31 protein-coding genes are annotated in these 26,621 nt (G+C 70.3%); 14 read left to right on the plus strand and 17 right to left on the minus strand.

Annotated elements, in window-relative coordinates; genetic code table 11:
* Window positions 1-20: 20 nt before the first annotated feature.
* Window positions 21-1,070, minus strand: coding sequence for a hypothetical protein (locus AB7I40_RS12260; RefSeq protein WP_428344684.1), 1,050 nt, complete (start codon window positions 1,068-1,070; stop codon window positions 21-23).
* Window positions 1,063-1,539 carry a SigE family RNA polymerase sigma factor gene (locus AB7I40_RS12265; RefSeq protein ID WP_428344685.1) on the minus strand — a complete coding sequence of 159 codons (477 nt, stop codon included), beginning with the start codon at window positions 1,537-1,539 and terminating at the stop codon, window positions 1,063-1,065. Before AB7I40_RS12265 ends, AB7I40_RS12260 begins: the two co-directional genes overlap by 8 nt.
* Before the next feature lie 137 nt (window positions 1,540-1,676).
* Here AB7I40_RS12265 and AB7I40_RS12270 point away from each other — a divergent pair, with 137 nt between their 5' ends.
* The 5 genes from AB7I40_RS12270 to AB7I40_RS12290 are packed head-to-tail and all read left to right on the plus strand — an operon-like array spanning window position 1,677 to window position 4,782.
* Window positions 1,677-1,928 carry a hypothetical protein gene (locus AB7I40_RS12270; RefSeq protein ID WP_428344686.1) on the plus strand — a complete coding sequence of 84 codons (252 nt, stop codon included), beginning with the start codon at window positions 1,677-1,679 and terminating at the stop codon, window positions 1,926-1,928.
* A 1-nt stretch (window position 1,929) separates the two neighbouring features.
* The gene (locus AB7I40_RS12275) at window positions 1,930-2,838 is read left to right on the plus strand and encodes an FAD:protein FMN transferase (protein ID WP_428344687.1); all 909 of its coding nucleotides are present in this window, start codon (window positions 1,930-1,932) and stop codon (window positions 2,836-2,838) included.
* Window positions 2,835-3,398: a ferric reductase-like transmembrane domain-containing protein gene (locus AB7I40_RS12280; protein WP_428344688.1), complete on the plus strand. Its 564-nt coding sequence runs from the start codon at window positions 2,835-2,837 to the stop codon at window positions 3,396-3,398. The genes AB7I40_RS12275 and AB7I40_RS12280 overlap by 4 nt, the downstream gene beginning before the upstream one ends.
* Window positions 3,395-4,573: an NADH-ubiquinone oxidoreductase-F iron-sulfur binding region domain-containing protein gene (locus tag AB7I40_RS12285; RefSeq protein WP_428344689.1), complete on the plus strand. Its 1,179-nt coding sequence runs from the start codon at window positions 3,395-3,397 to the stop codon at window positions 4,571-4,573. The genes AB7I40_RS12280 and AB7I40_RS12285 overlap by 4 nt, the downstream gene beginning before the upstream one ends.
* The gene (locus tag AB7I40_RS12290; protein ID WP_428344690.1) at window positions 4,570-4,782 is read left to right on the plus strand and encodes a ferredoxin; all 213 of its coding nucleotides are present in this window, start codon (window positions 4,570-4,572) and stop codon (window positions 4,780-4,782) included. Before AB7I40_RS12285 ends, AB7I40_RS12290 begins: the two co-directional genes overlap by 4 nt.
* On the opposite strand, the gene mgrA is transcribed toward AB7I40_RS12290, so the two are convergent.
* Window positions 4,783-5,823: an L-glyceraldehyde 3-phosphate reductase gene (gene mgrA / locus AB7I40_RS12295; protein ID WP_428344691.1), complete on the minus strand. Its 1,041-nt coding sequence runs from the start codon at window positions 5,821-5,823 to the stop codon at window positions 4,783-4,785.
* Between the two features lie 47 nt (window positions 5,824-5,870).
* On the opposite strand from mgrA, the gene AB7I40_RS12300 reads away from it, so the two are divergent.
* Window positions 5,871-6,368 (plus strand): nitroreductase family deazaflavin-dependent oxidoreductase, encoded by a 498-nt coding sequence (locus AB7I40_RS12300; protein ID WP_428344692.1) that lies wholly within the window; start codon window positions 5,871-5,873, stop codon window positions 6,366-6,368.
* A 37-nt stretch (window positions 6,369-6,405) separates the two neighbouring features.
* Complete coding sequence (locus AB7I40_RS12305) at window positions 6,406-7,191, plus strand: maleylpyruvate isomerase N-terminal domain-containing protein (RefSeq protein WP_428344693.1); 786 nt, start codon at window positions 6,406-6,408, stop codon at window positions 7,189-7,191.
* Here AB7I40_RS12305 and AB7I40_RS12310 read toward each other — a convergent pair.
* The gene (locus AB7I40_RS12310) at window positions 7,185-7,793 is read right to left on the minus strand and encodes a TetR/AcrR family transcriptional regulator (RefSeq protein ID WP_428344694.1); all 609 of its coding nucleotides are present in this window, start codon (window positions 7,791-7,793) and stop codon (window positions 7,185-7,187) included. The genes AB7I40_RS12305 and AB7I40_RS12310 overlap by 7 nt on opposite strands.
* A gap of 60 nt (window positions 7,794-7,853) precedes the next feature.
* Between AB7I40_RS12310 and AB7I40_RS12315 the strand changes: the two genes are divergently transcribed.
* From AB7I40_RS12315 to AB7I40_RS12340, 6 genes are read left to right on the plus strand one after another with little or no spacing between them, the layout of a single operon-like run.
* A complete protein-coding gene (locus AB7I40_RS12315; protein WP_428344695.1) occupies window positions 7,854-8,606 on the plus strand; it encodes an SDR family oxidoreductase in 753 nt (250 codons plus the stop codon).
* Window positions 8,606-9,397, plus strand: coding sequence for an SDR family NAD(P)-dependent oxidoreductase (locus tag AB7I40_RS12320; protein ID WP_428344696.1), 792 nt, complete (start codon window positions 8,606-8,608; stop codon window positions 9,395-9,397). Before AB7I40_RS12315 ends, AB7I40_RS12320 begins: the two co-directional genes overlap by 1 nt.
* A complete protein-coding gene (locus tag AB7I40_RS12325) occupies window positions 9,394-10,416 on the plus strand; it encodes a phosphotransferase family protein (RefSeq protein WP_428344697.1) in 1,023 nt (340 codons plus the stop codon). Before AB7I40_RS12320 ends, AB7I40_RS12325 begins: the two co-directional genes overlap by 4 nt.
* 10 nt (window positions 10,417-10,426) lie before the next feature.
* Entirely contained in the window at window positions 10,427-11,665 is a 1,239-nt protein-coding gene (locus tag AB7I40_RS12330) for an acyl-CoA dehydrogenase family protein (RefSeq protein ID WP_428344698.1), read from the plus strand.
* Between the two features lie 4 nt (window positions 11,666-11,669).
* On the plus strand, window positions 11,670-12,821 hold the full coding sequence (locus AB7I40_RS12335) for an acyl-CoA dehydrogenase family protein (RefSeq protein WP_428344699.1): 1,152 nt from the start codon (window positions 11,670-11,672) through the stop codon (window positions 12,819-12,821).
* Entirely contained in the window at window positions 12,808-13,602 is a 795-nt protein-coding gene (locus AB7I40_RS12340; protein WP_428344700.1) for an ABC transporter ATP-binding protein, read from the plus strand. Before AB7I40_RS12335 ends, AB7I40_RS12340 begins: the two co-directional genes overlap by 14 nt.
* Before the next feature lie 4 nt (window positions 13,603-13,606).
* Here the strand turns inward: AB7I40_RS12340 and AB7I40_RS12345 are convergent, their stop codons facing one another.
* A complete protein-coding gene (locus AB7I40_RS12345) occupies window positions 13,607-14,212 on the minus strand; it encodes a class I SAM-dependent methyltransferase (RefSeq protein ID WP_428344701.1) in 606 nt (201 codons plus the stop codon).
* On the minus strand, window positions 14,205-15,053 hold the full coding sequence (truA, locus tag AB7I40_RS12350) for a tRNA pseudouridine(38-40) synthase TruA (RefSeq protein WP_428344702.1): 849 nt from the start codon (window positions 15,051-15,053) through the stop codon (window positions 14,205-14,207). The genes AB7I40_RS12345 and truA overlap by 8 nt, the downstream gene beginning before the upstream one ends.
* 64 nt (window positions 15,054-15,117) lie before the next feature.
* Here truA and AB7I40_RS12355 point away from each other — a divergent pair, with 64 nt between their 5' ends.
* Window positions 15,118-16,794, plus strand: a complete 1,677-nt coding sequence (locus AB7I40_RS12355) for an FAD-dependent oxidoreductase (RefSeq protein WP_428344703.1) — start codon at window positions 15,118-15,120, stop codon at window positions 16,792-16,794.
* Window positions 16,795-16,852: 58 nt separating this feature from the next.
* Here AB7I40_RS12355 and rplQ read toward each other — a convergent pair whose 3' ends face one another.
* From rplQ to AB7I40_RS12410, 11 genes are all read right to left on the minus strand, one after another.
* A complete protein-coding gene (rplQ, locus tag AB7I40_RS12360) occupies window positions 16,853-17,404 on the minus strand; it encodes a 50S ribosomal protein L17 (protein ID WP_428344704.1) in 552 nt (183 codons plus the stop codon).
* Window positions 17,405-17,481: 77 nt separating this feature from the next.
* The gene (locus AB7I40_RS12365; protein ID WP_428344705.1) at window positions 17,482-18,498 is read right to left on the minus strand and encodes a DNA-directed RNA polymerase subunit alpha; all 1,017 of its coding nucleotides are present in this window, start codon (window positions 18,496-18,498) and stop codon (window positions 17,482-17,484) included.
* Window positions 18,499-18,604: 106 nt separating this feature from the next.
* On the minus strand, window positions 18,605-19,213 hold the full coding sequence (gene rpsD / locus AB7I40_RS12370) for a 30S ribosomal protein S4 (RefSeq protein ID WP_428344706.1): 609 nt from the start codon (window positions 19,211-19,213) through the stop codon (window positions 18,605-18,607).
* A 35-nt stretch (window positions 19,214-19,248) separates the two neighbouring features.
* Complete coding sequence (rpsK, locus tag AB7I40_RS12375) at window positions 19,249-19,656, minus strand: 30S ribosomal protein S11 (protein ID WP_428344707.1); 408 nt, start codon at window positions 19,654-19,656, stop codon at window positions 19,249-19,251.
* A gap of 71 nt (window positions 19,657-19,727) precedes the next feature.
* On the minus strand, window positions 19,728-20,102 hold the full coding sequence (rpsM, locus tag AB7I40_RS12380) for a 30S ribosomal protein S13 (RefSeq protein ID WP_428344708.1): 375 nt from the start codon (window positions 20,100-20,102) through the stop codon (window positions 19,728-19,730).
* A 163-nt stretch (window positions 20,103-20,265) separates the two neighbouring features.
* Window positions 20,266-20,379 (minus strand): 50S ribosomal protein L36, encoded by a 114-nt coding sequence (gene rpmJ / locus AB7I40_RS12385; protein WP_008361054.1) that lies wholly within the window; start codon window positions 20,377-20,379, stop codon window positions 20,266-20,268.
* A 31-nt stretch (window positions 20,380-20,410) separates the two neighbouring features.
* Complete coding sequence (infA, locus tag AB7I40_RS12390; RefSeq protein ID WP_026145687.1) at window positions 20,411-20,632, minus strand: translation initiation factor IF-1; 222 nt, start codon at window positions 20,630-20,632, stop codon at window positions 20,411-20,413.
* 220 nt (window positions 20,633-20,852) lie between these two features.
* Window positions 20,853-21,656, minus strand: coding sequence for a hypothetical protein (locus AB7I40_RS12395; protein WP_428344709.1), 804 nt, complete (start codon window positions 21,654-21,656; stop codon window positions 20,853-20,855).
* Window positions 21,653-24,100 carry a phosphoribosyltransferase gene (locus tag AB7I40_RS12400; RefSeq protein WP_428344710.1) on the minus strand — a complete coding sequence of 816 codons (2,448 nt, stop codon included), beginning with the start codon at window positions 24,098-24,100 and terminating at the stop codon, window positions 21,653-21,655. The genes AB7I40_RS12395 and AB7I40_RS12400 overlap by 4 nt, the downstream gene beginning before the upstream one ends.
* Window positions 24,097-25,257, minus strand: coding sequence for an HpcH/HpaI aldolase/citrate lyase family protein (locus AB7I40_RS12405; protein ID WP_428344711.1), 1,161 nt, complete (start codon window positions 25,255-25,257; stop codon window positions 24,097-24,099). The genes AB7I40_RS12400 and AB7I40_RS12405 overlap by 4 nt, the downstream gene beginning before the upstream one ends.
* A 49-nt stretch (window positions 25,258-25,306) precedes the next feature.
* Window positions 25,307-26,569 (minus strand): hypothetical protein, encoded by a 1,263-nt coding sequence (locus tag AB7I40_RS12410; protein WP_428344712.1) that lies wholly within the window; start codon window positions 26,567-26,569, stop codon window positions 25,307-25,309.
* Window positions 26,570-26,621: the final 52 nt, after the last annotated feature.

Consider the following 26,621-nt stretch of genomic DNA (forward strand, 5'->3'; position numbering starts at 1 on the left):
CGGCCGGAGTCATCCGGGTTTCAGGAGCCACCCGCCCCCGGCGCCAGAGCGGCCACCTCACGCAGGATCCCCGGCGTCAGGAAACGGGTCTGGGCACCGTCCACGACCGCTCCGTCCGGCGGGCACGAGCCCACCGGTCGGATCCAGACCCGTTCCGACCCGAACCGGAGCAGGTAGGCCGGCCCGAACGGATCTCGCAGGCAGCGACGCGCACTGGCGTTAGCGTGCAGGGCGGATTCCTTGAGGGAGTCGAGCAGCTCCTGGGCGGCGTCCCCGGTGAGCCGTGCGCTCCAGGCCAACGGCTCGAGCGTCGCCGGCCCCGCCACCACGTCGTAGCCGCACACGGAGACCGCCGACACGCTCAGCAGGGCCTGCAGGACGGGCACCCCGTCGGTCATCGCCAGGTCGGCGGCCGGCTCGCAGCCGTTGCTGTCCACCTCGCCCACGCGCCGCGCCGAGCTCAGCAGGTAGGAGGCGACGTACTCGCTGCGCGCCACGACCCGGATGCCGGCCTGGCCACCGACCGTGATGACGCCGACCCACGCGCCGTCGGGGTAGAGGTCGATCCCGTTGCCGGCGGTGTAGCGGTGCACGACTCCCGGGCTGTCACCCACGTCGAAGCCGTCGACCGGGACGAACTGGACACCGTAGCCGTTCACCGGACCGCACGAGTGCAACGGCATGCGCTCACCGGGACGCTCCACCACGGGGGTGGCCGGTCGTGGACTGGTGCACCCGTTCGTCAACCGCCCGTGGATCCAGGTGTTGGGGACCTGGATCTCGACATCGCGCCAGGTCTCGGTGTGCCAGCCGTTGAAGACCTCCACCGCACCGGGGACCTCGTCGGGTGACGGAGTGGTGGGGGCCGGCTGCCGGTCCGGTGACCTGGACAGGTTCAGCACCCCGATCGGCACTGCCACCAGAGCGACGGCCAGGCCGACCACCAGCACCGTCGCACGACGCCGTCGCGCCAACCGGGCGCGGGCGCCCTGCGCGAGGCCGACCGGGGCCGGCGCCTCCTCGGCCCGGTCGCTCAGCACCGATCGCAGTCGTTCCTCCAGGTCACTCATGCTCGTCTCCCAGTTCGGTCCGCAGCAGCGCGATGCCCCGGCTGACCCGGGAGCGCACACTGCCCTCGCGCACCCCGGTCAGCTCGGCGATCGCGGCGTAGTCGAGGTCTTCGTAGTAGCGCAGCACCACCGAGGTGCGCAGCGGCTCAGGGAGCCGGCGGCACGCCTGCCACAGGGCGTCGTCGGGCAGGACCGCCTCGACGGAGGTGCCCAGCACCTCCGACACCGGCGACTCCCGCCGACGGAACTTGCGCCACGAGGAGGTGTGGGCGTTGATCACCATCCGCCGCAGGTAGGCGTCGGGGTCCTCCACCGTCGCGATCCGCGACCACCGCGGCAGCGCGCGCGAGAGCGCGTCCTGCACCACGTCCTCGGCGTCGGTGGCGTTGCCGGTCAGCACGTAGGCCAGACGCAGCAGCGAGCGGCCTCGGGCCGCCACCCACTCGTCGAACTCCGGCGGGTCGCCCACACGGGTCTCCTGTTCGCTGGCGAGCTGCTGCATGCCCTACCAACGCAGCATCCCAGCGTTCTGTTGCGAGCGCAGGTCACATGTTCTCCAGCACCAGTGCACAGCAGGCTCACAGGTGGAGCGGTCATCGTCCCTGTATGAACCAATCACGGCACACCCCCACCGGGACCGTTCGCCGGGTCGGGTGGATTCGCAACGCTGTGGTCGCCCTGAGCGTGGGCTCCGCGCTCGCGGTCGCCGCAGGTCTCGGCCTCACCAGTCTCGGGACCGCGGCCACGGTCACCTCGACGACGGGTTCCTCGGGCACCGCCAGCGGCACCACGTCGTCGCAGGTCAGCGTCGGGGCCGGATCGAGCACCACCACCCACGCCACCAGTTCGGGATCCTGAGATGGTCGCCGCGGTCGACTGGCAGGTGTGGAGCACCCAGGCCCGCCTGGTCGTCACCCGACCCGAAGTACTCGCCGAGGCCTGCGCGATGGTCCAGGACCTGTTGGCCGACATCGACGTGGCGGCCAGCCGGTTCCGGCCCGACTCGGAGATCTGCAACCTCACTCAGTCTCGGGCCACCTTGTCCCCGATCCTGGCCGACCTGCTCGCCGTTGCGCTCGACGCCGCCGAGCACAGCGGCGGCGCGGTCGACCCGACCGTCGGTGCGACGTTGTGCGATCTGGGCTACGACCGAGACGTCGCCGAGCTCGACCTCGACGGGAGTCGTGCCGTGGTCCGGGTACGCCGCGTGCCGGGCTGGCGAGCGCTCGACCTCGCCGGCACCCGGCTGACGTGGCCCGAGGGCATCGAGCTCGACCTCGGCGCCACCGCCAAGGCCCGCGCAGCCGACCTCGCGGCCAGCCTCGTCGCCACCAGCTTCGACACCGGCGTCCTGGTGAGCCTGGGCGGCGACATCGCATCGGCAGGACCCGCCCCTGCCGGCGACTGGCAGGTCGCTATTCGCGACGGCGAGGACGAACCAGCTGCCCACATCGCCCTGCCCGCCGGCGGCGCCGTGGCCACCTCCAGCACTCTGCGCCGCACCTGGCGCCGCGGCCAGACCCGCATGCACCACGTCATCGACCCGGCGACCGCCCTGCCTGCCGAGCCGGTGTGGCGGACGGTGAGTGTCGTGGGGCGCACCTGCGTGGAGGCGAACACCGCATCCACGGCGACCATCGTCAAGGGCAGTGGCGGCAGGGCCTGGCTCGCGATGCGGGGCCTGCCGGCCCGGCTGGTGGACACTGCCGGTGGAGTGCATCTGCTCGGCGGGTGGCCCGCCGAGGACGCCGATCGGGAAGCGTCATGAACGAGGCACTGTGGGCCTTGGGTCGGGGCACCGGGATCGTGGCTCTGGTCCTGCTCACCGTCTCCGTGGTGCTCGGTATCGCCACCCGCTCGGGACGACCCCTGCCCCTGTTGGGTCGCTTCGGCGTGGCCGACGTGCACCGCACCGTCGCCCTGACCGCCACCGGGCTCATCGCCCTCCACCTGGGCAGCCTGCTGTTCGACTCCTATGCCCAGCTCAACCTCCTCGACCTGGTCCTCCCGTTCCTCGGCACCTGGCGACCGCTCTGGCTCGGCCTGGGCACCCTGGCGGTCGACCTGCTGGCCGTGATCACCCTGGTCAGTCTGCTGCGGCACCGGGTCGGGCCCCGGGTCTTCAAGGCCGTGCACTGGCTGACCTACGCCCTGTGGCCAGTCGCGCTGCTGCATTCGCTGGGCACCGGCACCAATGCCGGTTCCGCCTGGTTCACCGTTCTCGCAGCGGTCTGTTCGGCCGCCGTCGCCGGCGCTGTCGCGTGGCGGTTCACTCCGTCGTTCGACGGCCGCGGCTGGCACCGCACTCCCCGAAAGGTGCTCCTGTGACCGCCGTAGCCCTGCCCGACACCCGTCCGTTGCTCTCCCTGGCCGGTCTCGACGCCGCCGAACACCTGGACCGGATCGGCCCCCTGCCCTGCTTGGGTCTCGAGGAGCTCCTGGCCGTCGCCGATCACAGCGGACTCACCGGGCGCGGGGGCGCCGGGTTCCCGACGGCGATCAAGCTGCGCGCGGTGGCATCGGCACGTAGCCCCGTCGTGGTCGGCAACGCCATGGAGGGGGAGCCGCTCAGCCACAAGGATGCCGTCCTGCTGGCTCGGGTCCCCCACCTGGTGCTGGACGGCCTCGCGCTGGTCGGCACAGCGGTGCGGGCCCGCCGGCGCCTGCTGGCCGTCGGCCCCGAGGTCGCCGCACCCGGGATCGAGCCGTTGGCCAGGGCCTGCGGCGTCGAGGTTCTGCGCCTGTCCGGCGGCTTCATCGCCGGGCAGGAATCGGCGCTGGTCAACCAGATCGACGGCCGGCGCGCGGTCCCTGCCGACCCCCTCATCCGGGTGACGACGAGCGGTGCCGGCGGGCGCGCGACCCTGGTCAGCAACATCGAGACCCTCGCCCATCTCGCCCTCGCAGCGCGCAACGGTGCGGACTGGTTCCGCTCCCGGGGCACGCCGGAGGACCCCGGCACGTCCCTGTTCAGCATCTCCGGCGCGGTGGCCCGTCCGGGCGTGGTCGAGGCCGACCGCGGATCCCGGCTGACCGACGTGCTCACGCCCGCCGGCCCCCTGGACCCCGTCGCTGTCCTGGTCGGCGGCTACCACGGTGCCTGGGTCCCGGTGGCGTCCCTCGACATTGCGTTGACCCGCTCGGCGCTGGCGCCCTTCGGCGCACAGGTGGGCGCCGGTGTCCTCCATGTCCTCGACACCCACACCTGCCCGCTACGCAGGGCTGCAGAGATCACCGGCTACCTGGCCGGCGAGAGCGCCGGACAGTGCGGACCGTGCATCAACGGCCTGCCCCGGATGGCCGACGCCCTCGGCCGACTGGCGACCGGCCACCGCGACCCGGCGCTGGTGACGCAGATCGACCGGATGCGGCTGACCGTGGCCGGCCGCGGCGCCTGCGCCCACCCCGACGGTACGGCGCGCTTCGTCGCCAGCACGCTGCGCACCTTCCACGGCGACGTCGAGGCCCACCTCGCCGGTCGCTGCACGGCGGCGGCGCGATGAGCAGGCTGCACATCGACTGGACCCGGTGCGACGGTCACGGTGCCTGCGCCGAGCTGCTGCCCGAGCTGCTGGGCGTCGACGAGTGGGGCTTCCCGGTCAGCCGCAGCGGCGAGCGGGACCCCGAGGTCCCCCCGGCCCTGCTGTCGCGGGCCAGGCACGCCCAGAACAGCTGCCCGCTCATGGCGCTCATCCTGGTCGGCCCGACCTAGTCACTCCTCGGTGGACCGGGCCCAGAGGTTGACGCCCGAGTCCACGGCGAACGCATCGATGGCGTCGAGCTCCGAGGTCGTGAGCGGCGGCGCCGAGAGAGCATCGAGGTTGGTGTCGAGCTGCTCCACGCTGGAGGCGCCGATCACCGCGCTGGTCACGCGGGGGTCGCGCAAGGCCCACTGCAGGGCCAGTTGGGCCAGCTTCTGCCCGCGTCCCAGGGCGATCTCGTTGAGCCCACGCACCCGACGCAGCACGTCGTCGTCGAGGCCGGCGATGGTCGTGTCCTCCCGAGCGGCCCGGGAGTCGGCTGGCACGCCCTCGAGGTAGCGGTCGGTCAGCAACCCCTGGGCCAGCGCCGAGAAGACGATGCAGCCCATCCCCGCTGCTTCCAGCGCGTCGAGCAGGTCGACCTCGATCCAGCGGTTCAACATGCTGTACGACGGCTGGTGGATCAGCAACGGGGTGCCGAGGTCCCGGGCGATCGCGGCGGCCTCGGTGGTCCTGGCACCCGAGTAGGACGAGATGCCGGCGTACAGGGCACGACCGGTGCGCACCGCATGGTCGAGCGCCATCATCGTCTCCTCGACGGGTGTCTCGGAGTCGAAGCGGTGGCTGTAGAAGATGTCGACGTAGTCGAGTCCCAGGCGGTCCAGGGACTGGTCGAGGGAGGCGAGCAGGTATTTGCGCGAACCACCGCCCTGCCCGTAGGGACCCGGCCACATGTCGTAGCCGGCCTTGGTGGAGATGACCAGCTCGTCACGGTAGGGCGCGAAGTCGTCGGCCAGGTAGCGCCCGAAGTTCTCCTCGGCCCTGCCGTAGGGCGGTCCGTAGTTGTTGGCCAGGTCGAAGTGGGTCACGCCGCGGTCGAAGGCCCGGCGCAGGATGGCTCGCTGGGTCTCCTCCGGGCGGTCGTCGCCGAAGTTCTGCCACAGGCCGAGCGACAGGGCCGGCAACTGGAGACCGCTTCGCCCGGTGTGGCGGTAGGTCATGCCCCTGGTCGGCGTGGAGTCATAGCGGTCCGGAGCGGCGTCGTACGTCATGGGGAACATCCTGCCGTGCGAGGCCCAGTCGTCCTATCCTGAGAGCCATGGAGCTGCGCCATGTCGATCCCTCTCGACGCCGTGGCCGGGCACTGGAGGCGTGGCACGCGATCGCACGCTCGCGGGCCGGCCGGTGGTACGGCATCAACGTGGCGTCTCGCTTCGACGCGCGGGTGCTGCGACTGACCGGCGGCCGGATCCGGCTCGTCGGGCCACTGCCGACCGCCGTGCTCAGCACGACGGGGGCGAAGTCCGGACTGCCCCGGGAGAACCCGGTGGTCTACTTCCACGATGGCACCGACGTCGTGCTCATCGCGTCGAGCTTCGGGCGCGATCGACACCCGGCGTGGTTCCACAACCTCCTCGCCCACCCGGAGGTGCGGCTCAACGGTCACCGGTTCCGGGCCGCCGAGGTGACCGACGCTTCGGAGTACGAACGCCTCTTCGCGCTCGCGGTCCGGCTCTATCCCGGGTACGCCGACTACCGCGATCGCACCGCGCTGGTCGGCCGACGGATCCCGGTGCTGCGTCTGGTCCCCGCCTGAGGGGAAGAAATGCCTCGCCCCCCGGTGTTGGGCCCGCATGACCACTCGTGCCGATCGCACCATCGCCGCCCTGCGTTCCATCCACGACGACCTCGCGCGCCTGGTGCCGACCCTCTCGGGCGACCAGCTGAACGGCCCGTCCGGCGCGTCGGAGTGGAGCGTCGCGCAGGTGCTCTCCCACCTCGGCAGCGGCGCCGAGATCGGACAGGCCGGCTACCGAGCAGCCATCGACGGCACCGCCCCGCCCGAGCAGGACTTCAACAAGGGGGTCTGGGATCGCTGGAACGCCATGTCTCCGGCCGACCAGGCCGCCGGCTTCCTGCGGGCTGACGCCGACCTCGTCGCCACCCTCGAGGCGCTGAGCCCGGAGCAGCGTGAGGGCACCCAGATGAAGCTCGGGTTCCTTCCTGCCCCGATCCCGTTGGCCGCGGCAGCCGGGATGCGCCTGGGCGAGGCGGCCCAGCACGCGTGGGACGTCAAGGTCGCCCTGGACCCGGGCGCCACTGTCGACGCCGCTGCGGCCGATGTGATGCTCGAGCACTACAGCGATGGCCTCGGCTTCCTGCTCGGTTTCACCGGCAAGGCGGACCGGCTCGCCACGCCCGCTGTGGTGGCCCTCGAGGGCACCGACCTCGCGCTCATCATCGACGACTCGGTGCACCTCGGCGCCGGTGCAGACCCGACCGCCACGTTCACGGGCGCCTCGGAGTCGGTGATCCGACTGCTCGGTGGCCGGCTCACTGCGCCGTACACCCCGACAGGGGTCCAGGTGACCGGCAACGTGACGCTGGAGGACCTGCGCGAGGTGTTCCCGGGCTACTGATCCGGGGCCACTCCCAGCATCGCGAGCACCAGGCCGCGGTAGTGCTCTGCCACATCGGCCGGTGACCAGACTCCCTCGTCGCGATACCAACGCGCCACGTCGATGCCGAGGGACAGGACCGCCAGGGTCGTCATGTGGGGGTCGCGGGTGTGGAAGACGCCCTGGTCGACCCCAAGCTGGACGACGTCACGCACCACGAGGTCGATCCGGTGCCGCAGTGCGGTGATCTCTGCCCGGTGCTCGGCGGTGAGCGCCGACAGCTCGTAGTTGATCACTCGCGCGCCGGTGTGGGACTGCGCGTGGTCGCGCACGAACGCCTCCACGACCGCGCCGAGCTGGTCGACCGGGTCGGCGGCGCTGCTCGCCGACTCCTCCACCAGCTCCAGCACGCGACTGTGACCCACCAGGGACAGCTCGTGCAGGAGCGCCTCCTTGGAGGGGAAGAAGACGTAGAGGGCTGCCGGGCTCATCCCGGCCGTCGAGGCGATGTCGCGCGTGGTCGTCCCGTGGAACCCCTTCTCGGCGAAGGCAGCGACCGCCGCGGCAACGAGTCGGCTGCGCGCGTCGGGGGGATCTGGCGTTTCGGTTGACGTCGAGGACATGGTTGAGTGATGGTAAGCAAGCGCTTAATGATTCAGCAACCGTGAGCCACAGGAGGACACGTGCAGGGACTCACCGGCAAGGTAGCCGTCGTCACCGGAGCCAGTCGGGGCATCGGCCTGGCCATCGCCCAGCGACTCGTCGATGAAGGTGTCCGGGTCGTGGTCACCGCCCGCAAGCCCGAGGCCCTGAGCGAGGCGGTGGCTGCTCTCGGCGGCGCCGAGCACGCCCTCGGGATCGCCGGCAAGGCCGACGACCCGGAGCACCGGGAGGACGTCGTCGCCCAGGCGGTCGCGACGTTCGGCAGCCTGGACCTGCTCGTCAACAACGCGGGCATCAACCCCGCCTACGGCCCGCTGCTCGACCTCGACCTGGGTGCCGCCCGCAAGGTGGTCGAGGTCAACGCCATCGCCGCCCTCGGCTGGGTGCAGAGCGCCCACCGCGCCTGGTTCGGCGAGCACGGTGGCGCCGTGGTCAACGTCGCCTCGGTCGCCGGCCTCAAGCCCGCTCCCGGCATCGCGTTCTACGGGGCCACCAAAGCCATGCTGATCGCCCTCACCGAGGAGCTCGCGGTCGAGCTGGGGCCGAAGGTGCGGGTCAACGCCGTGGCCCCTGCCGTGGTCAAGACCGTGTTCGCAAGTGCCCTCTACGAGGGCAAGGAGGCCGAGGTCTCCGCGGCCTACCCCCTCAAGCGGCTCGGCGTCCCGGAGGACATCTCCGGAGCGGTCGCCTTCCTCCTCTCCGACGAGGCCGCCTGGGTGACAGGCCAGACCCTGACGCTGGACGGTGGTCTGCTGCTCACCGGCGGCGTGTGATGACGGCGCTGGACGGGATCGGCGCGGTGGTCACCGGCGCCGGCAACGGCATCGGCCGGGCTCTCGCGACCCGTCTGGCGTCCGAAGGCGCCCGGGTGGTGGTCAACGACCTCGACGCCGACGCAGCGCGCGAGGTCGCGGACGCGATCGGCGCCACCCCGGTCCCAGGTGATGCCGCCTCGAGCGACGGCGTGGCGCACCTGGTCTCCGAGGCCACCAGGCACCTGGGCCGCATCGACCTGTTCATGGCCAACGCGGGCATCGACGGCGCCGGCGGACCCGACAGCCTGCAGACCTCCGACGAGGCGTGGGCCGCGGTCGTGGAGGTCAACGTGATGGCGCACGTACGCGCCGCGCGGCTCCTGGTCCCGCGCTGGCTGGAGACCGGGGGCGGCCGCTTCGTGGTCACCGCTTCCGCGGCCGGGCTCCTGACGATGATCGACAGCGCGCCGTACTCGGTCACCAAGCACGCCTCCGTCGGCTTCGCCGAGTGGCTGTCGGTCACCTACGGCGATCGTGGGATCACCGTCCAGGCGATCTGTCCCCAAGGGGTCCAGACCCGGATGCTGGAGGAGGCCGGACCACTGGTCGGACTGTTGTCGCGCGACACCGCACTGACCCCCGACCAGGTGGCCGACGCGTTCATCGCCTCGTTGGCAGATGACCGCTTCCTGGTCCTGCCCCACCCCGAGGTCGCCGACTACTACCGTGCCCGGGCCACCGACACCGACCGCTGGCTCGCCGGCATGCGCAAGCTGCAGGGCAGGCTCGACGAGAGCAGGTCCGCATGAGCGACCCGCGTGGGCTCGACCTGGCCGCCTTCACGCGGTGGTACGACGGGCAGCGACCCGGCGAGATCGTCGGCCCCCTGAGCGCCGAGCTGATCGCCGGCGGCAAGTCCAACCTGACCTACCAGGTCACCGACGGCGCCTCGTGGTGGATCGTGCGCCGCCCCCCGCTCGGCCACGTCCAGGCCACGGCCCACGACATGGGGCGTGAGTACACCGCGATGACCGCGCTCGCCGACACCCCGGTGCCAGTGCCCCGCACCTATGCCCACTGCCCGGACCCCGAGGTCCTGGGCGCCCCCTTCTACGTCATGGAGCGGGTGCTCGGCACCCCCTACCGCACGGCCGCCCAGCTGATCGAGATCGGACCGGAGCGCACGGCCAACCTCCTGGGCGGCATCGTGGACGTGCTGGCCGACCTGCATGCAGTCGACCCGGCAGAGGTCGGGCTGGCCGGCTTCGGTCGACCGGAGGGCTTCCTGGCGCGGCAGGTGCGGCGCTGGGGCCAGCAGCTGGACGGCTCGCGACACCGCGAGCTGCCCGAGGCCGACGAGCTGCGCCGCCTGCTCACCGAGCACGTGCCGGAGACCGGTCACTCGGGGATCGTGCACGGCGACTACCGGCTCGACAACCTGCTCGTGGCCGACGACGAGATCCGGGCGGTCGTCGACTGGGAGATGGCCACCCTCGGGGACCCGCTCACCGACATCGCCCTCATGCTCGTCTACGACCGTCTGTCCGGGATCGCCGGTGGCGCCTCGGTCGCCGACGCCAGTCTCGCCCCGGGCTACCCGGACAACGAGGCTCAACTCGCACGCTACGCGGCCGTGAGCGGTCGCGACCTGAGCGAGCTCGACTTCCACATCGCACTGGCGTGCTTCAAGCTCGCCGTGATCCTCGAGGGCATCGACTACCGGCACCTGCAGGGACAGACCGTGGGTGCCGGGTTCGACACCGTCGGGCAGGCCGTCCACCCCCTTCTCGAGGCCGGTCTCGAGGCCATCCGCACCCACACCAACTGAGGGAACCAGCATGGACTTCATGTTCGACAGTCAGACCCAGGAGCTCCAACAGCGCCTGACGACCTTCCTGGAGGAGCGGATCCGCCCCGCCGAGCCCACCTTCCACGAGCAGCTCGCCGCACTGGAGAACCGCTGGGCCTGGACGAGGGTCCCGGTGCTCGCCGAGCTCCGCGCCGAGGCCCGGGAGCTGGGTCTGTGGAACCTGTTCCTACCCCCCGGGGAGCACGGGGACCTCGGTGCCGGCCTGACCAACCTGCAGTACGCCCCGCTTGCCGAGATCACCGGCCGGAGCATCCATCTGGCGCCCGCCGTGCTCAACTGTGCGGCCCCTGACACCGGCAACGCCGAGGTGCTGGCGATGTTCGGGACCCCCGAGCAGCAGGAGCGCTGGCTCACGCCGCTGCTGGACGGCACGATCCGCTCGGCGTTCGCCATGACCGAACCCGACGTGGCCTCCTCCGACGCCACCAACATCGCGACCCGGATCGAGCGGGACGGCGACGACTACGTGGTCAACGGCCGCAAGTGGTGGATCACCGGCGCGATGAACCCCGAGGCCGAGATCTTCATCGTGATGGGCAAGACCGACCCCTCCGCCTCGCGGCACCGCCAGCAGAGCCAACTGCTGGTCCCCCGCAACACCCCGGGGGTGACCGTGACCCGCGGCATGGAGGTCTTCGGCTACGACGACCACGAGCACGGCGGGCACGCCGAGATCCTCTTCGAGGACGTGCGGGTCCCGGCCTCGTTCCTGATCGGCGAGGAGGGTGCCGGGTTCGCGATCGCGCAGGCCCGACTGGGCCCCGGCCGCATCCACCACTGCATGCGCTCGATCGGGGTCGCCGAGGAGGCCATCGAACTGATGAGTCGTCGGGCCTCCGAGCGGGTCGCCTTCGGCCGGCCGCTGTCCGAGCAGGGGGTCATCCGCGACTGGATCGCGGAGTCCCGGGTGCGACTCGAGCAGCTCCGGCTCCTGGTGCTGAAGACCGCGTGGCTCATGGACACCGTCGGCAACCGCGGCGCCCACACCGAGATCCAGATGATCAAGATCGCCACCCCCAAGACGGTCCAGTGGATCCTCGACAAGGCCATCCAGGTGCATGGCGCGGCCGGCCTCTCCCAGGACTTCCCCCTGGCCTCGGCCTTCGCCGGCATCCGGACCCTGCGTTTCGCCGACGGCCCTGACGAGGTGCACAAGAACGCCCTGGCCAAGGCGGAGATCCGGCGCCACACGGAGATGACATCCTGACCTCATGGACCTGAGCCTCAACGACGAGCAGCAGAGCTTCCGTGACCTCGCGCGGACCTTCCTGGAGGCCGAGGCGGTCCCGCATCGCACCGAGTGGGACCGCAACGAGTCCGTCGACCTCTCGATCATCCCCAAGATGGCCGAGATCGGCTTCTTCGGCCTCACCATCCCCGAGCAGTACGGCGGGCTGGGCGGCGACTACCTCACCTACGTCCTGGGCATGGAGGAGTTGGGCCGGGCCGACTCGGCCCTGCGCGGCATCGTCTCGGTCTCCAACGGCCTGGTGGGCAAGTCCATCCTCGGCTTCGGCACCGAGGAGCAGAAGCAGGCCTACCTGCCCGGCATCGCCGAGGCCACCATCCTGGGCTGCTTCGGCCTCACCGAGCCTGACACCGGCTCCGACGCCGGCAACCTGACGTCGCGGGCCAGGCGCGACGGCAGCGACTACCTGATCAGCGGTCAGAAGCTGTTCATCACCAACGGCACATGGGCCCACGTCGCCCTGGTGTTCGCCCGCACCGGGGGACCCGGCCCCAAGGGGGTGAGCGCCTTCCTGGTCCCCACCGACTCCCCCGGCTTCGAGGCCCGCGAGATCAAGGGCAAGCTCGGCCTGCGGGGACAGGCCACGGCCGAGCTGTTCCTCACCGACGTCCGTGTCCCTGAGTCCGCCCGGCTCGGCGCGGAGGGCGAGGGCTTCCGGATCGCGATGACGACCCTGGCCAAGGGCCGGGTCTCGGTGGCTGCCGGCTGTGTCGGGCTGGTCCAGGCCTGCCTGGAGAGCTCGGTCGCCTATGCGACGAGCCGCACCCAGTTCGGTCGACAGCTCGCCGGCTTCCAGCTGGTCCAGGAGATGATCGCCGAGATGTCGGTCGACGCCGACGCTGCTCGCCTGCTGGTGTGGCGCTGCGCTGACCTGATCGATCGGGGGCTGGAGTTCGGCGTCCAGGCCTCCAAGGCCAAGCTCTACGCCTCCGAGGCCGCCGTGCGCGCTGCCAACAACTGCATCCAGGTGTACGGCGGTGCCGGCTACGTCGATGAGTACCCGGCAGAGAAGTACCTCCGCGATGCCCGCGTGATGACCCTCTACGAGGGCACCAGCCAGATCCAGAAGTTGCTCATCGGGCGGGACGAGACCGGCATCAATGCCTTCGTTTGAGTCCCTGCGCAGGCACCACCGCGACCCTGACAAGGGCCTGCAGGTCGACTCCCTCAGCGTGGCCTATGCCGGACACACGGTGCTGGACTCGGTCTCGTTCGAGGTCCGCCCGCACGAGGTCGTGGGCATCATCGGGCCCAACGGCGCCGGCAAGACGACGCTCCTGGACCTGGTCTGCGGACGGCGTACCCCCGACTCGGGTCGCGTGAGCTGGGGCGGGCGACGTATCGGCCGCACCAAACCCCACCGGCTCGCCACGCTGGGGATCTCTCGCGTCGAGCAGGACCCCGTCCTGGCCGAGGACCAGAGCGTGCTGTCCAACGTGATGGCCGGGGCCGACCGCCGCGAACGTTCCTCGATCATGCCGCGCCCCGAGCGTCGTCAGGCGACCGCCGCCGACCGTGTGCTGTCCGAGCGGGCCCGCGAGATCCTGCGCACGCTGGGCATCCTGGACCACGAGGACGACGACCCCGCCGGTCTGCCGTGGGGTGTGCGCGGCCGCGTGCACCTGGCCAAGGCGCTGATCACCGAACCGCAGCTGGTCGTGCTGGACGAGCCGGGCGCCGGGCTCTCACGGGCCGATGCGACGGCGCTGGGACGCACCGTGCGCCGCCTCACCCACCGGGTCACCTTCCTGCTCGTCGATCACCGCATGGACCTGGTGCTGGACGTATGTGACCGGGTGGTGGTCCTGGTGGAGGGCCGCGTCGTCGCCTCGGGCACCCCCGACCAGATCCGTGCGGACCCCGCGGTGCAGGCGGCCTACCTGCACGAGGACTGAAGAGTCAGGCCCGCCGGGTCTCCAGCACCCGGAAACCCTTCGCGCTCGCCAGCCTGGTCGTGGGGAACCCCTGGTCGCCGAGCCAGCGTTGCAGGGAGTCGGCGCCGAGGTTCTTGCCGACCACCATGACCGCGCGCCCACCGGGGGTCAGCCGCGGCAGCCAGGTGAGGAGCAATTCGTGCAGGGCCTCCTTGCCGATCCGGATCGGGGGGTTGGACCAGATCTCGTCGTACTGCTGAGCCGGGTCGATGGCATCGGGGGTGCTGGCCCGGAAGCGGTCGGCGACGCCGAGTGCCTCGGCGTTCTCGCCGGCCAGGAGGATGGCCCGCTCGTTGACCTCGACGCCGGTCACGACGGCGTCGGTGTGCAGGGCGATCGCCAGCCCGATGACGCCGTAGCCGCAGCCGAGATCGAGGATGTGCGCCCCTGACGGCAGGCCCGTGGGGGGCCGGGTCTCCCGGAACAGGATCGCCGTGCCGATGTCGAGCCGGCCCTTGCTGTAGACCCCGGACCCGCTGACGAGGTCGAGGGTGCGGCCCCAGACCTCGCAGCTGAACGGGGCCCGGGTGAAGGGCACACCCGGATCGGCGGAGAAGTAGTGGTCAGTCAAGGCTGCGCACCTTCCGCACGTCACTCGCGCGTTGGGCCAGCCCCGCGTCGGGCGGGTAGGCCACCTGCTCCAGGGTCAGGCCGCGCGGCTGTGCCACCGTGACCCGGCCGTCGCGGACCAGGCCGAGCAGCACCTCGCGGGCGAAGTCGGGACGGCGCCGACCATCGCCCACCGCGAGCATGCACCCCACCAGCGAACGCACCATGTTGTGGCAGAAGGCGTCCGCGCGCACGTGCGCAACAGCCAGCCCCAGGTCATCGCGCGACCAGGACAGCTCCAGCAGCGTCCGGATCGTGGTGGCACCCTCGCGTCGTCGACAGAAGGCCGCGAAGTCGTGCTCGCCCAGCAGCAGGGCCGCGGCCTCGTTCATCCGGTCGAGGTCCAGGGGTCGTTGCCAGGCCAGGACCTGGTGGCGCATCAGCGGGTCGACGGTCGCCGCCGAGTCCGAGATGCGGTAGGCGTAGCGACGCCACAGTGCCGAGAAACGGGCATCGAAACCGGCCGGCGCCACGCTCACCCGATGCACTCGTACGTCGAGCGGCAGGATGCCGTTGAGTCGGCGCGTCAACGCCTCCAGCGGGGGCTCCTTGGCCCGGCCGACGTAGCCATCCACGACGCCCTCGTCGAGGTCCGCGTGGCCCACCTGTGCACGGGCGTGCACCCCGGCATCGGTGCGACCCGCGCACGTCACCCGCACCGCGGGGGTCCGCAACGAGGTCGCCAACGCGGACTCCAGGGTCTCCTGCACGGTCCGCAGACCCGGCTGGGTGGCCCAGCCGCTGAAGTCGGTGCCGTCGTAGGCCATGTCGATCCGGATCCGCACGATCGGCCATCCTGCCACCCGGGTGCCCCGCGAGCAGACTCGGCGGTGGTCCGAGCACGCGAGGTCCTCGTAGGCTCACCCTGTGGCCGATCCCGCAATCATCCTCGTGTCCGAGAACCACGCCGACCTGCTGGAGGACGAGTTCGGTCGCTACCGACGTGACTACGTCATCCGAGCGGTCCGGTCCGCCGAGGCCGCGTTGGCAGTGACCGAGGAGATCCGTGCGGCCGGTGACCAGGTCGCGATGTTCGTCGCAGACTCCCGGCTGCCCGACGCCCACGTGCTGACCGCCTTCGCCGACTGGCGATCGGTGATCCCGACCGCGAGACGCATGGTCGTGGCTCACTGGGACAACTTCCTGACCGACTCCGAGCCGCTGCGTGCCGGACTGGCCAAGGGCAAGTACGACGCCTACCTGCTGATGCCTCGCGGCAGGCGTGACGAGGAGTTCCACAACGCCGTCACCGACCTGCTCTCCGACTGGGGCTCGACCGTGGCGGGTCCCGAGGTGGACACCATGCGGATCGTGACGCCGACGCTGGACGCCCACACGCTGGCGATCCGCGACTTCCTCGACCGCATGGGGATGCCCAACCGGGCCTACGCGCCGGATTCCGAGGTGGGCCGTGAAGTGCTGGCCGACTACGCCGGAGAGCTGGTCTACCCGATCGTCCAGGCCATGAACAGGGCACCCATCAGGGCTGCCAGCGTGCATGACGTCGCCATCGCCATCTACGGCCAGCCGGACGACGTCGACGTGGAGGTCGTCGTCGACCTCGCCGTCGTCGGAGGCGGGCCAGCGGGCCTGGCGGCAGCGGTGTACGGCGCCTCCGAAGGCCTCAGCACCGTCGTCATCGAGGCCGAAGCCATCGGAGGGCAGGCCGGCACGAGCTCGATGATCCGCAACTATCTGGGCTTCCCGCGGGGCATCTCCGGCATGCGCCTGTCCCAGCGGGCCCGCAACCAGGCCATCAGGTTCGGCACCCGGTTCTTCACAGGGTGGCCGGTCACCGCCCTCGACCCGGGTCGGGCCGGCGCTCCCCACGTGCTGCACACCGATGGCGGTGCGGTCCGGGCCCGGTCCGTGGTGATCGCCAACGGCGTCTCGTACCGCAAGCTGCGCGTCGATCCGCTCGACTCGCTCGTGGGGCTCGGGGTGTTCTACGGGGCGGCGATGACGGCGGCCAGGGAGATGGAGGGCAACGACGTCTTCGTGGTGGGCGGTGGGAACTCGGCCGGCCAGGCCGCCGTACACCTCGCCCGCTTCGCGCGCAGCGTCACCATCCTGATCCGTCGCGCCTCCCTCGCCGAGACGATGTCGGCCTACCTGATCAACGAGATCAGCTACAACCCACGGATCTCGGTGCGCGCCAACGCGCAGGTCGTGAACGGCGGTGGAGATGGCCGGCTGGAGTGGATCGGCATCTGCGACACCGTCACGGGGCACGAGACCCATGAGCGCGCCGGTGGGCTGTTCCTGCTGCTCGGGGCCGAACCGAACTGCGACTGGCTGCCCGACGACGTCGCCCGCGACGCCAACGGCTTCGTGCTCACCGGACGAGACGTGCCCCGCGACAGCTGGATCGCAGACCTGCCGCCCGGCAACCTCGAGACCACGGTGCCCGGCATCTTCGCCGCCGGAGACATCCGGGCCAGCTCCATGAAGCGGGTGGCCGCGGCCAGTGGTGAGGGCGCCAGCGTCGTGCCGCTCGTGCACTCGTGGCTGGAGTCCCTCACCCGCCCTCCGACGGCCGGCTAGACACACGAAGGCCCGCCGCCCCTTGTGGGGGCAGCGGGCCTTCGACGTCAGACCTGGATCAGGCCTTGTCCTCGTCAGTCGCCTCGGCGACCTCGGGGGTCTCGTCCTCGACCGGAGCCTCGTCCTCGACGACCGGAGCCTCGTCCTCGACGACCGGAGCCTCGTCCTCGACGACCGGGGCCTCGTCCTCGACCACGGGGGCGGGGGCGGCAGCGGCGGCAGTCGGCTTCGACTTCGGAGCGGATGGCTTGTAGGCCTCGGTCACCAGCTCGATGACCGCCATGGGGGCGTTGTCGCCCTTGCGCGGACCGATCTTGGTGATCCGGGTGTAGCCACCGGGACGCTCGGCGAAGGTCTCGGCGATCTCGGTGAAGAGGGTGTGCACGACCGACTTGTCGCGGATGGTCTTGAGGACCTCGCGACGGTTGTGCAGGTCACCCTTCTTCGCCTTGGTGATCAGCTTCTCGGCGTGGGGACGCAGGACTCGCGCCTTGGCCTCGGTGGTGGTGATCTTGCCGTGCTCGAACAGCGCCGTCGCCAGGTTGCTGATGATCAGCTTCTGGTGGGCCGGGCTGCCGCCGAGGCGGGCACCCTTCTTGGGGGCTGGCATGATGATTCTCTCGATTCTTCCCGGCCGTGCGAGGTACCGGGATTAGAGGGGTTATCGGTGATCGAGCCGGGTCGAGCTCAGTACTGCTCGTCCTCGACGAAGGCGTCGTCGTCGTCGTCGCCGTAGGCCGCCAGGGCGGCCTGCGGGTCGAAGCCGGGCGCGGAGTCCTTGAGGGACAGGCCCATCTCGACCAGCTTCGCCTTGACCTCGTCAATCGACTTGGCACCGAAGTTGCGGATGTCGAGCAGGTCCTGCTCCGAGCGCGAGATGAGCTCACCCACGGTGTGGATGCCCTCACGCTTGAGGCAGTTGTAGGACCGGACGGTCAGCTGCAGGTCCTCGACCGGAAGGGCGAGGTCGGCAGCCAGCTGCTCGTCGACGGGCGAGGGACCGATGTCGATGCCCTCGGCCTCGACGTTGAGCTCGCGGGCCAGACCGAACAGCTCGACCAGGGTCTTGCCGGCGGAGGCGATCGCGTCACGGGGACGGATCGAGGCCTTGGTCTCGACGTCGATGACGAGCTTGTCGAAGTCGGTGCGCTGCTCGACACGGGTGGCCTCGACCTTGTAGGTGACCTTGAGGACCGGCGAGTAGATCGAGTCGACCGGCATGCGGCCGATCTCGTTGTCGGCACCCTTGTTCTGGACGGCGCTGACGTAGCCGCGGCCGCGCTCGACGACGAGCTCCATCTCGAGCTTGCCCTTGTCGTTCAGGGTCGCGAGCTTCAGCTCGGGGTTGTGCACCTCGACACCGGCCGGCGGCGCGATGTCGGCGGCGGTGACGTCACCGGCACCCTGCTTGCGCAGGTACATGGTGACGGGCTCGTCGTGCTCCGAGGAGACGACGAGACCCTTCAGGTTGAGGATCATCTCGGTGACGTCTTCCTTGACGCCCTCGATGGTCGAGAACTCGTGGAGCACGCTGTCGACCTTGATGCTCGTCACCGAGGCACCGGGGATCGAGCTGAGCAGGGTCCGGCGCAGGGAGTTGCCGAGCGTGTAGCCGAAGCCGGGCTCCAGGGGCTCGATGACGAACCGCGAACGGAACTCGTCGACGACCTCTTCCGACAGGGTCGGGCGCTGAGCGATAAGCACTGGTGATTTCCTTTCCGGACCCATCCACCATTTGACGGGACCGAACGTGAGTTGCGTGAAAAGGAATGGTGAACGCTCCCCCAAGGGTGAGGGAGCGTCCTCCGGTTTACTTCTTGGAGTAGTACTCGACGATCAGCTGTTCGGTGACCGGGATGTCGATCTGCGCGCGCACCGGGAGCTGGTGCACGAGGACGCGCATGCGGTTCGGCAGCGCCTCGAGCCAGGCCGGGACGATCCGCTCGCCGTGGGTCTCGCGAGCCACGATGAACGGGGTCATCTCCAGCGACTTCTCACGAACGTCGATCACGTCGTGGGCAGTCACCTGGAAGGACGGGATGTCCACCTTGTGGCCGTTCACGAGGAAGTGACCGTGGACGACGAGCTGGCGGGCGTGGCGACGCGACCGGGCGAAACCGGCGCGGTAGACCACGTTGTCGAGGCGGCACTCGAGCAGCTGCAACAGGTTGTCACCGGTCTTGCCCGCACGGCGGGAAGCCTCGGTGTAGTAGTTGTGGAACTGCTTCTCCATCACGCCGTAGGTGAAGCGGGCCTTCTGCTTCTCACGAAGCTGGAGAAGGTACTCGCTCTCCTTGATGCGGCCGCGACCGTGCTGGCCGGGCGGGTAGGGACGACGCTCGAATGCCGAGTCGCCACCAACGAGGTCAACACCGAGACGGCGCGACTTCCTGGTCATGGGGCCGGTGTAGCGGGCCATGTTTCAGATGCTCCTTAAGTCTGTCGGTGTCGGGATCAGACGCGGCGGCGCTTGGGCGGCCGGCATCCGTTGTGAGGGGCGGGCGTGACGTCCTGGATGGTGCCGACCTCGAGGCCGATCGCACCCAGGGACCGGATCGCCGTCTCGCGACCAGAGCCGGGGCCCTTGACGAAGACGTCGATCTTCTTCATGCCGTGCTCCATCGCCCGACGACCGGCAGCCTCGGCTGCCATCTGTGCGGCGAACGGCGTGGACTTGCGCGAGCCCTTGAAGCCGACGGTGCCGGCCGAGGCCCACGAGATCACCGCGCCAGTGGGGTCGGTGATCGTGACGATCGTGTTGTTGAACGTGCTCTTGATGTGGGCTTCGCCCTGAGCAATGTTCTTCTTCTCCTTGCGGCGCACCTTCTTGGCGCCAGCCGCAGCGCGGCTCTTGGGAGGCATTCAGTTTCTCCTGGGTGTTGAGGAAGTCTGGTGATCGAGGAAGTCGGCGGGTGAGCGGCGTACGCCGTTGCTCACTTGGCCTTCTTCTTGCCGGCGACAGTGCGCTTCGGACCCTTGCGGGTGCGGGCGTTGGTCTTGGTGCGCTGACCGCGGACCGGGAGGCCCATGCGGTGGCGGCGACCCTGGTAGCTGCCGATCTCGATCTTGCGGCGGATGTCAGCCTGCACCTCACGACGGAGGTCGCCCTCGATCTTGAAGTTGGCGTCGATGACGTCGCGAAGCTTGACCAGCTCCTCGTCCCCCAGCTGGTGGACCCGCATGTTGGGGTCGATGCCGGTGACGGCGATCAGCTGCTGGGCGCGGGTACGGCCGATGCCGTAGATGTAGGTGAGTGCGATCTCGATGCGCTTGTCACGCGGGAGATCAACACCAACAAGGCGTGCCATTGTCTGGCGGTTTCCCTTCAATAACTCCGGAGGTGTCAGTCGTGGCGCGTCCCTGCCCGACGATCGTGCTGTCGAACGGGGCCCCAGCCTCAGGTCCGGGGGTGGAGACCGACGGATGCCGGTCGTGCGTCCACGTTTCTATGGGTGTTTCGAGCGGGCTGGATCAGCCCTGGCGCTGCTTGTGACGCGGGTTCTCGCAGATCACCATGACGCGGCCGTGGCGACGGATCACCTTGCACTTGTCACAGATCTTCTTGACGCTGGGATTGACCTTCACGAGGAGGTCCTTTCGAGTTGGCTGCTGATGCTTACTTGTAGCGGTAGACGATCCGGCCACGAGTGAGGTCATACGGCGAGAGCTCCACCACGACCCGGTCCTCAGGAAGGATCCGGATGTAGTGCTGTCGCATCTTGCCGCTGATGTGAGCCAGGACCTTGTGACCGTTGCTCAACTCGACGCGGAACATCGCGTTCGGAAGTGCTTCGGTGATGGTGCCCTCGAGCTCGATCACGCCTTCTTTCTTCGGCATGTCCTCCACAATCTGTCGTTCGGTTGTCTACCGTTGACCCGGGAACCTCCCACAGTGGTGCGGGTGGACCTCGTGAAGTGGTGTCGTGAACCTCTAGCCGGGCGCACCACAAACCCGCTCTTGCGAGCCTGTCTGCAATGATCCGGGCAGCCGCGAGGCACCACGAAACGCAACCCACGTTGGGCCGACTGATAAGTCTAGTGGAAACAGGGATGTAACCCTAATCAGCCCGGTCCTGGTCGAACCCGACGAAATGCGCCACGATCTCCTCGGCCGCACCGCCACCGGCGCGGGCGGTCACGAGCAGCCCCGGTGGACACCAGCCGGCGTCGTGCAGCTCCCCGTGGGCCGGGCGGATGGCGACGTCGGCGCACTCGAGCAGACCGCGGTCCAGGAGGGAGTCCCCGGCCGCCACCACCTGCGTGGCGCCACAGCGGCGCACCACTTCGGCAAGGGCCGCCTCCTTGGTGAGGGCTGCGGGAACGACGTAGGCCTTGCGCCCCTGCACCGACAGCGTCCAGCCCAGGCCGGTGGCGACCGCCTCGAGCTCCTCGAACCAGTCGGGGTCGCAACCGCTGCGCTCGAGGACGGTGTAGACGAACAGCCGCTCGGCATCGCGGATCTTGAGCACCCAGGGCTGGTCGAGCACCCCGGCCAGGGCCACCGCCGCCTCGTCGTACGACGCCGAGCCCGCCAGCCGGTCCGCGACCTCGCGGTCCCAGTCAGGGCAGGGCTGCCCGGAGAGCAGCAGTCGGCCACCATTGGTGGTGATCGCCATGTCGTGGCGAACCCCGGGCAGGTCGATCCGCTGGAACTGCGCGGCGGTGCGTGTGGTCGTCGGGACGAACGCGACGCGCTGCGAGAGCGCCGCGAGCCCGGCCAGCGCCACCGGACTGATGAAGCTGATCTCGCGCCCATCGAGGACCTCCACACAACGAGGGTCCGGCACCGGCTCGCCCAACGTCATGGCGGCGGCGGAGTAGATCAGCGTGCGGTCCAGGTCGGAGGCGATCAGCAGACTCATGAGCCGTCCTTCTCGCTGGGCCGGATCAGTCCGATGCAGCTGTAGGGAAGCCCCGGTTCCTCGATGACCGGGACACCGCGGTCGGCCGCCAGGAGCTCGACATGGCGCAGGTCGGCGCGACGTTCGGGATTGACCAGGACCTTCCACGGCACCCGGCGCAACAGGACCCGGGTGGTCTCACCGACGCCGGGCTTGACCAGGTTGACGCTCGGGAGGTCGTAGGTCGTACGGAGCCGGTCGGCAGCCTGCCACCCTACCCAGGTCGGGGCACGGTCAGCCGCCGACAGCTCGGCGAGCCTCCGGTCGACGGCGCCCGCCACGGCGTCGAACTCACCTGTGACCCGGTCCAGGTAGAGGCCTGAGACATCCTCCTCGGCCAGCTCGGCGTAGAACTTGGCGCCGTGGAACTCCCCCGGACCGATCAGGTCCGCGTTCAGCACCGTGCGACTGACCAGGCCCGACACGGTCGAGTTCAGGCACGCCGACGGGATCAGGAAGTCGTCGCGGGTTCCGAACAGCGAGACACACTCCCCGGGGTCCGCCAGGACCGCGAGCTCGGAGTCGAAGCCGCGCGCGCCGAGTCGAAGCTCGGCGTTGACGGCCGCCACCGCCTCGGTGAACTCCCGGGTGATGGCTCCCTTGCCGGTCCAGCCGTCGACGAAGAGCACCCGGCGGGGATCGTGGCGAGCAGCCAGGTAGCGCATCGCGGTGACGTCGATGCCCCGCTCGCGCACGATGCTGATGGCGTAGTGCGGCCAGTCGAGGCCATGACGGTGCCGGGCCCACCGCTGCATGAGCACGCCGATCGGGGTCCCGGCGCGGGCCAGGGACACCAGCACCAGGTCGCTGCGCCGCCGCGTGAGCATGGCCAGCTCGGTGACCGCACCCACCGCCGTGGCGACCCGGGCGGCCACGTCGTCGAGCTGTTCGTGGAAGAGCCGCTGGTAGGAGGCCTCGGGGCGGTACTCCACCGGCAGCGACTCGGCATAGTGCGCCTCCCCCGCCTGGATGGCTCGCTCCCGGACCTCGGTGGCGGCCTCGAGCCGCACGTGCGACAGGTCCTGCAGCAACCAGGTGACCTCGTGCGCGGCGTAGGAGCCGAACCTCGGCCCGGTCAGTCCCTCCGGCAGCCCGGCCGCCGACGGCAGGACGACGACATGCACCTGTGCGGCGTACGGCGCCAGCGCGCTCAGCAGGTCGTCGAGCCCCGCGGTGCACATCGGGGAGTCGACCACGAGCACCAGGTCGCTCCACGAGGCGACGGCGAGGTTGTAGGCGAATCGCGGTCCTGCATCCGCCTGGTTGTCGTGCGCCTCGAAGCCGATGCCCGAACGGATCGGATAACCCGCCACCTCGAGCACCCGCACCGGGGAGCGGGTGGTGGTCGAGAACCGCACCCGGCGCCCGGGCCCCAGCAGCGCTTCCGAGATCGCCAACGGTGCATACATCAGCTCTTCGGTGCCGAGCACCAGCACCTCATCGCCCAGTCGGGCACCGAGGTCGTCGGCCACCCCCCGGGCCGCTTCAGCGATCGCGTCGTCGTCGGCAGGGGTGAAGCCGTGACGGCCGGTCTCCAGGACACGCCAGGGCCACTCCCGGTGCTCCGTCCGGTCCGTCCCTGACCGCGGCCCGGCGACACCTGTGAGCGGCAGCGAGACCAGGTCGGCCACCCGGGCCGCGGCCTCCTCGGGCACGAGGACCTCGCCGGAGGCCAGGGCCACCACGTCGATCCGGGTGCCGAGCTCGGCAGCGACCGCGGCCAGGGCCTGTCGGTCGGCCTCGGTGCGCACGTCGATCAACGCGGCGATCACGTAGCGCTCGCGCGGGACCAGCCGGTGCAGCGCCCGGATGGTGTTGAGGGCGGTGCGACCGGTGGAGAGCTCGTCGTCCACGAGTACGACGGGGCAGCTCGTGCGCAACAGCGCCGGGTCGGAGGGCAGCACGAGGTGCTCGGTGGCATGGGAGTGCGCCTCGTCGAAACCGAGGGCGGGTGCGAAGCCCGGCACCCGGCGACGGGTCGAGTGGATCGAGGGCCAGCGCAGAGCGTGGGCGACGAGATGGCCCAGGGCGGTCGCGGTCTCGGCGTACCCGAAGACCAGTCCGTCCCCGAGGTCGTCGCGATCAGCAACGGCGCCCGCCACCTGGTCGGCGAAGGCCTGGAGGTCGCCGCCTCCGCGGAGCACCGCGCCCAGGGCGGCCGGCAGGTCCGAGCGGTGAGCGGCACCGAGCAGGTCGGCCACCTGGAGCCCGAGCAGCAGTCCGCCGCCGCGCACGATCCGCGGGTCGGTCGGCACGTGCTTGGCGAGCACCGTGGAGACCAGCAGGTGTGCTCGCCGGGGATTGATCCGTAGTGCGAGGTCGAACAGGTCCTCCAGTGCCAGTCCGGGCAACAGTCCGGCGTCCGCGACCGTAATGCCGGCGCGCTCGCCCACGTAGGAGGTCACAGATTGACGCTCGCTTCGAGCAGGTCCACGAACGAGACGTCCTCGCGGGCGACCCCGAAGGCCCGGCCCCGCAGCAGCGTGGCCCGGGCCCAAGCCAGGTGCGGGCTGGCCTCGTTCATCTTGTTGCGGTATCTCGAGGCCGTCACGCCACCGCCGCCCTCAGCGCCCACCACGTCCAGGGCGTCGGTGTGGTCCTCGTGACTCACCACGCTCAGCGAGTGCACCGCCGGCACGTGGCTCGGGTGGATGACGGTCTTGCCCAGGAGTCCGTTGGCCTGGTCGAGCGCCACCTCCCGCATGAGACCGTCGAGCCCCTTGCTGATCAGGTTGCGCCGCAGCACCCGGACGGCCTGGTCGGTGAAGGGCGTCTCGCGCAGTTGCGGCTTGAAGAGTCGCTCACGGTTGTCGAAGTGCTCCCACACCGGACCGGTCACCACGTGGCCGGTGCCGTCGCGACGACCCAGCATGTTGACGATGTCCCCGATCACGCTGGCGATCGGCTGCACGTCGTACACGGTGATGTCGGGGCTGCGGCGCAACCCCAGCTCGGCACTCAGGTCCGTGGCGCCGATGCGTACGGCGAGCACCTCGGCGTCGTGCTCGGCCAGCGTGCGCCGGATCCCCAGCAGGGCCTCGGTGCGGGTCTCCAGGTGGAACACTTCGGGCGACTCGATGACCGGCATCACCCACAACCGGTGTCGCAGTCGTTGGGCAGCCGTGGCGATCCGGTCCAGGAAGGGGCCACCGGTGCGCGCGGTGAACTTCGGCACGACGATGCCGTCGAGGCCGCTGGCGAGGTCACCGAGGCCCTCGACCAGCATCTCGATCTGTTCGGGACGGCGGACCCGCACGAACACCAGCGGCCGCGGCCCGCCTGCCTCGAACAGCTGGCCCAGCTGCTGGATCAGGTTCTTCTCGGCACTCTCCACGTCTCGGTCCGCGATGGCATCCTCGAGGCAGAGCACCGAGCACACCACCCCGCGCGCGTGCGCCGTCTGGAGGTCCTGCTCGATGGTGGGTCGAGTGGCCGGCGAGTAGAGCGTGGCCCCCAGCGACACCGCGAGCAGGTCGCGCGGAGAATCGCGGTCGAACACCTCTGGCGGTCTGTGGAAGAGCCGCTCGACGGCGGCCTCGTCCAGGAAGTCGAAATGGCGCATGCCTCCCCCTCGGCTGGTGCGGTGCTGACGTCGTGCAGGATACGGGCCCTCAGTGAGCGGCCCGGTAATCGTCGATGAGGGTGCGGATCTGCTGGTTGAGGGCGTCGAGTCGCACGTGGAGGTCCCAGTAGTCCGGATGGTGGTGCCCCTCCAGGAGGCCTTCGAGCGCGATCAACTCGGCTGCCGCCCTGTCCAGCCGACCGGCCCATGGCTGGGAGGCCACAGTCTTGCCGTTCATGATGAGGTAGCGCGCGTCGCGCAACTGGAACCTGGTGGTGTCGTAGCGGTGCTGGGGATCGTCGCGCAGCGCCCGGAGCAGGGCGAGCCGCTCGCGCGGACCGTCCACCACCGTCCCGGCCTCGTCCAGGCGCGTCTCGAGCTCGTCCAGGGCCACCAGGGCCGCGGTCAGGTCTCCGGCCTCGTGGAGCTGACGCAGGCGCGCGACCCGGGACCGGGCGTCGGCCAGGAGCTCGGCCACATCGGTCTCCCGGCGCGCCAGGTCGTCCCAGTTGGGGGTCGAGAACTCGCGCCGCAGGGCGCGCATGGCCTCGGGCACCGAGCCGGCCCGGGTCTCCAGTGCGTCGATCCGGGTCGCCAGGGAAGGGATCCGGTTGCGCAGGGTCGCTGCCCGGCGCGGCAGGTCGGTGGCGAGGGCCAGGGCCTCACTGGCCAGCTTCTCCACGACCTCGGCACCCTCGGTCGCCTTGTCGGGCGTCAGCAGCGACCCTGCCGCCGCCAGCTTGCGGCCCGCGATCCGAGCCCGGGCGATGGCTTGGTCGGCAACCTCGAACTGGAAGCCGTCATTGGTCATCCGCAGCCAGGCGGCCTCGGCCTCCTGCACCTTGGCAGCGGCAGCGCCCAGCCGGGTCTCCACCTGGTGGCGGACCTCACCGACCCGGCGCAGCTCCGGGCCGAATCGCTCCAGGAAGCCCTCCATGTCGTTGCCGAGCAGCCCGAGCTTCGGGGCGAGCTGGCCGAAGAGATGGGTGGCGTCGATCACCTGGGCCGGTGTGCACTCCTCCAGTGGATCGAACCGGTCGAGGGCCTCGAGATAGGCGACGATCAGCTCGGTCGCCTTCGCGTCCAGGGTCGCCCAGCCAGGCACCACACCCGTCCGTCCGGCACGCTCAGGCAGGAGCTCGGCGTACAGCTTCACGGTCCCGCCGATGTCGGACTGGAACTGGTCGACGCGGTAGAACTGCTCCTGCAGCGCTCCCCGCGCCTCGTGCGCCAGCGCGAGGGGGCTGGGCGGCGGGCCCTGACGACCGGGCCGGCGGGGCTGCGCCGACCTCCCGGTCCAGTCATTGCTCACCCGCACATCGTACGGAGCGATCGCCAATCCACCGAGGTTGCCACCCACGTCG

This window comes from Nocardioides sp. (genome assembly GCF_050246775.1).
GTDB lineage: Bacteria > Actinomycetota > Actinomycetes > Propionibacteriales > Nocardioidaceae > Nocardioides.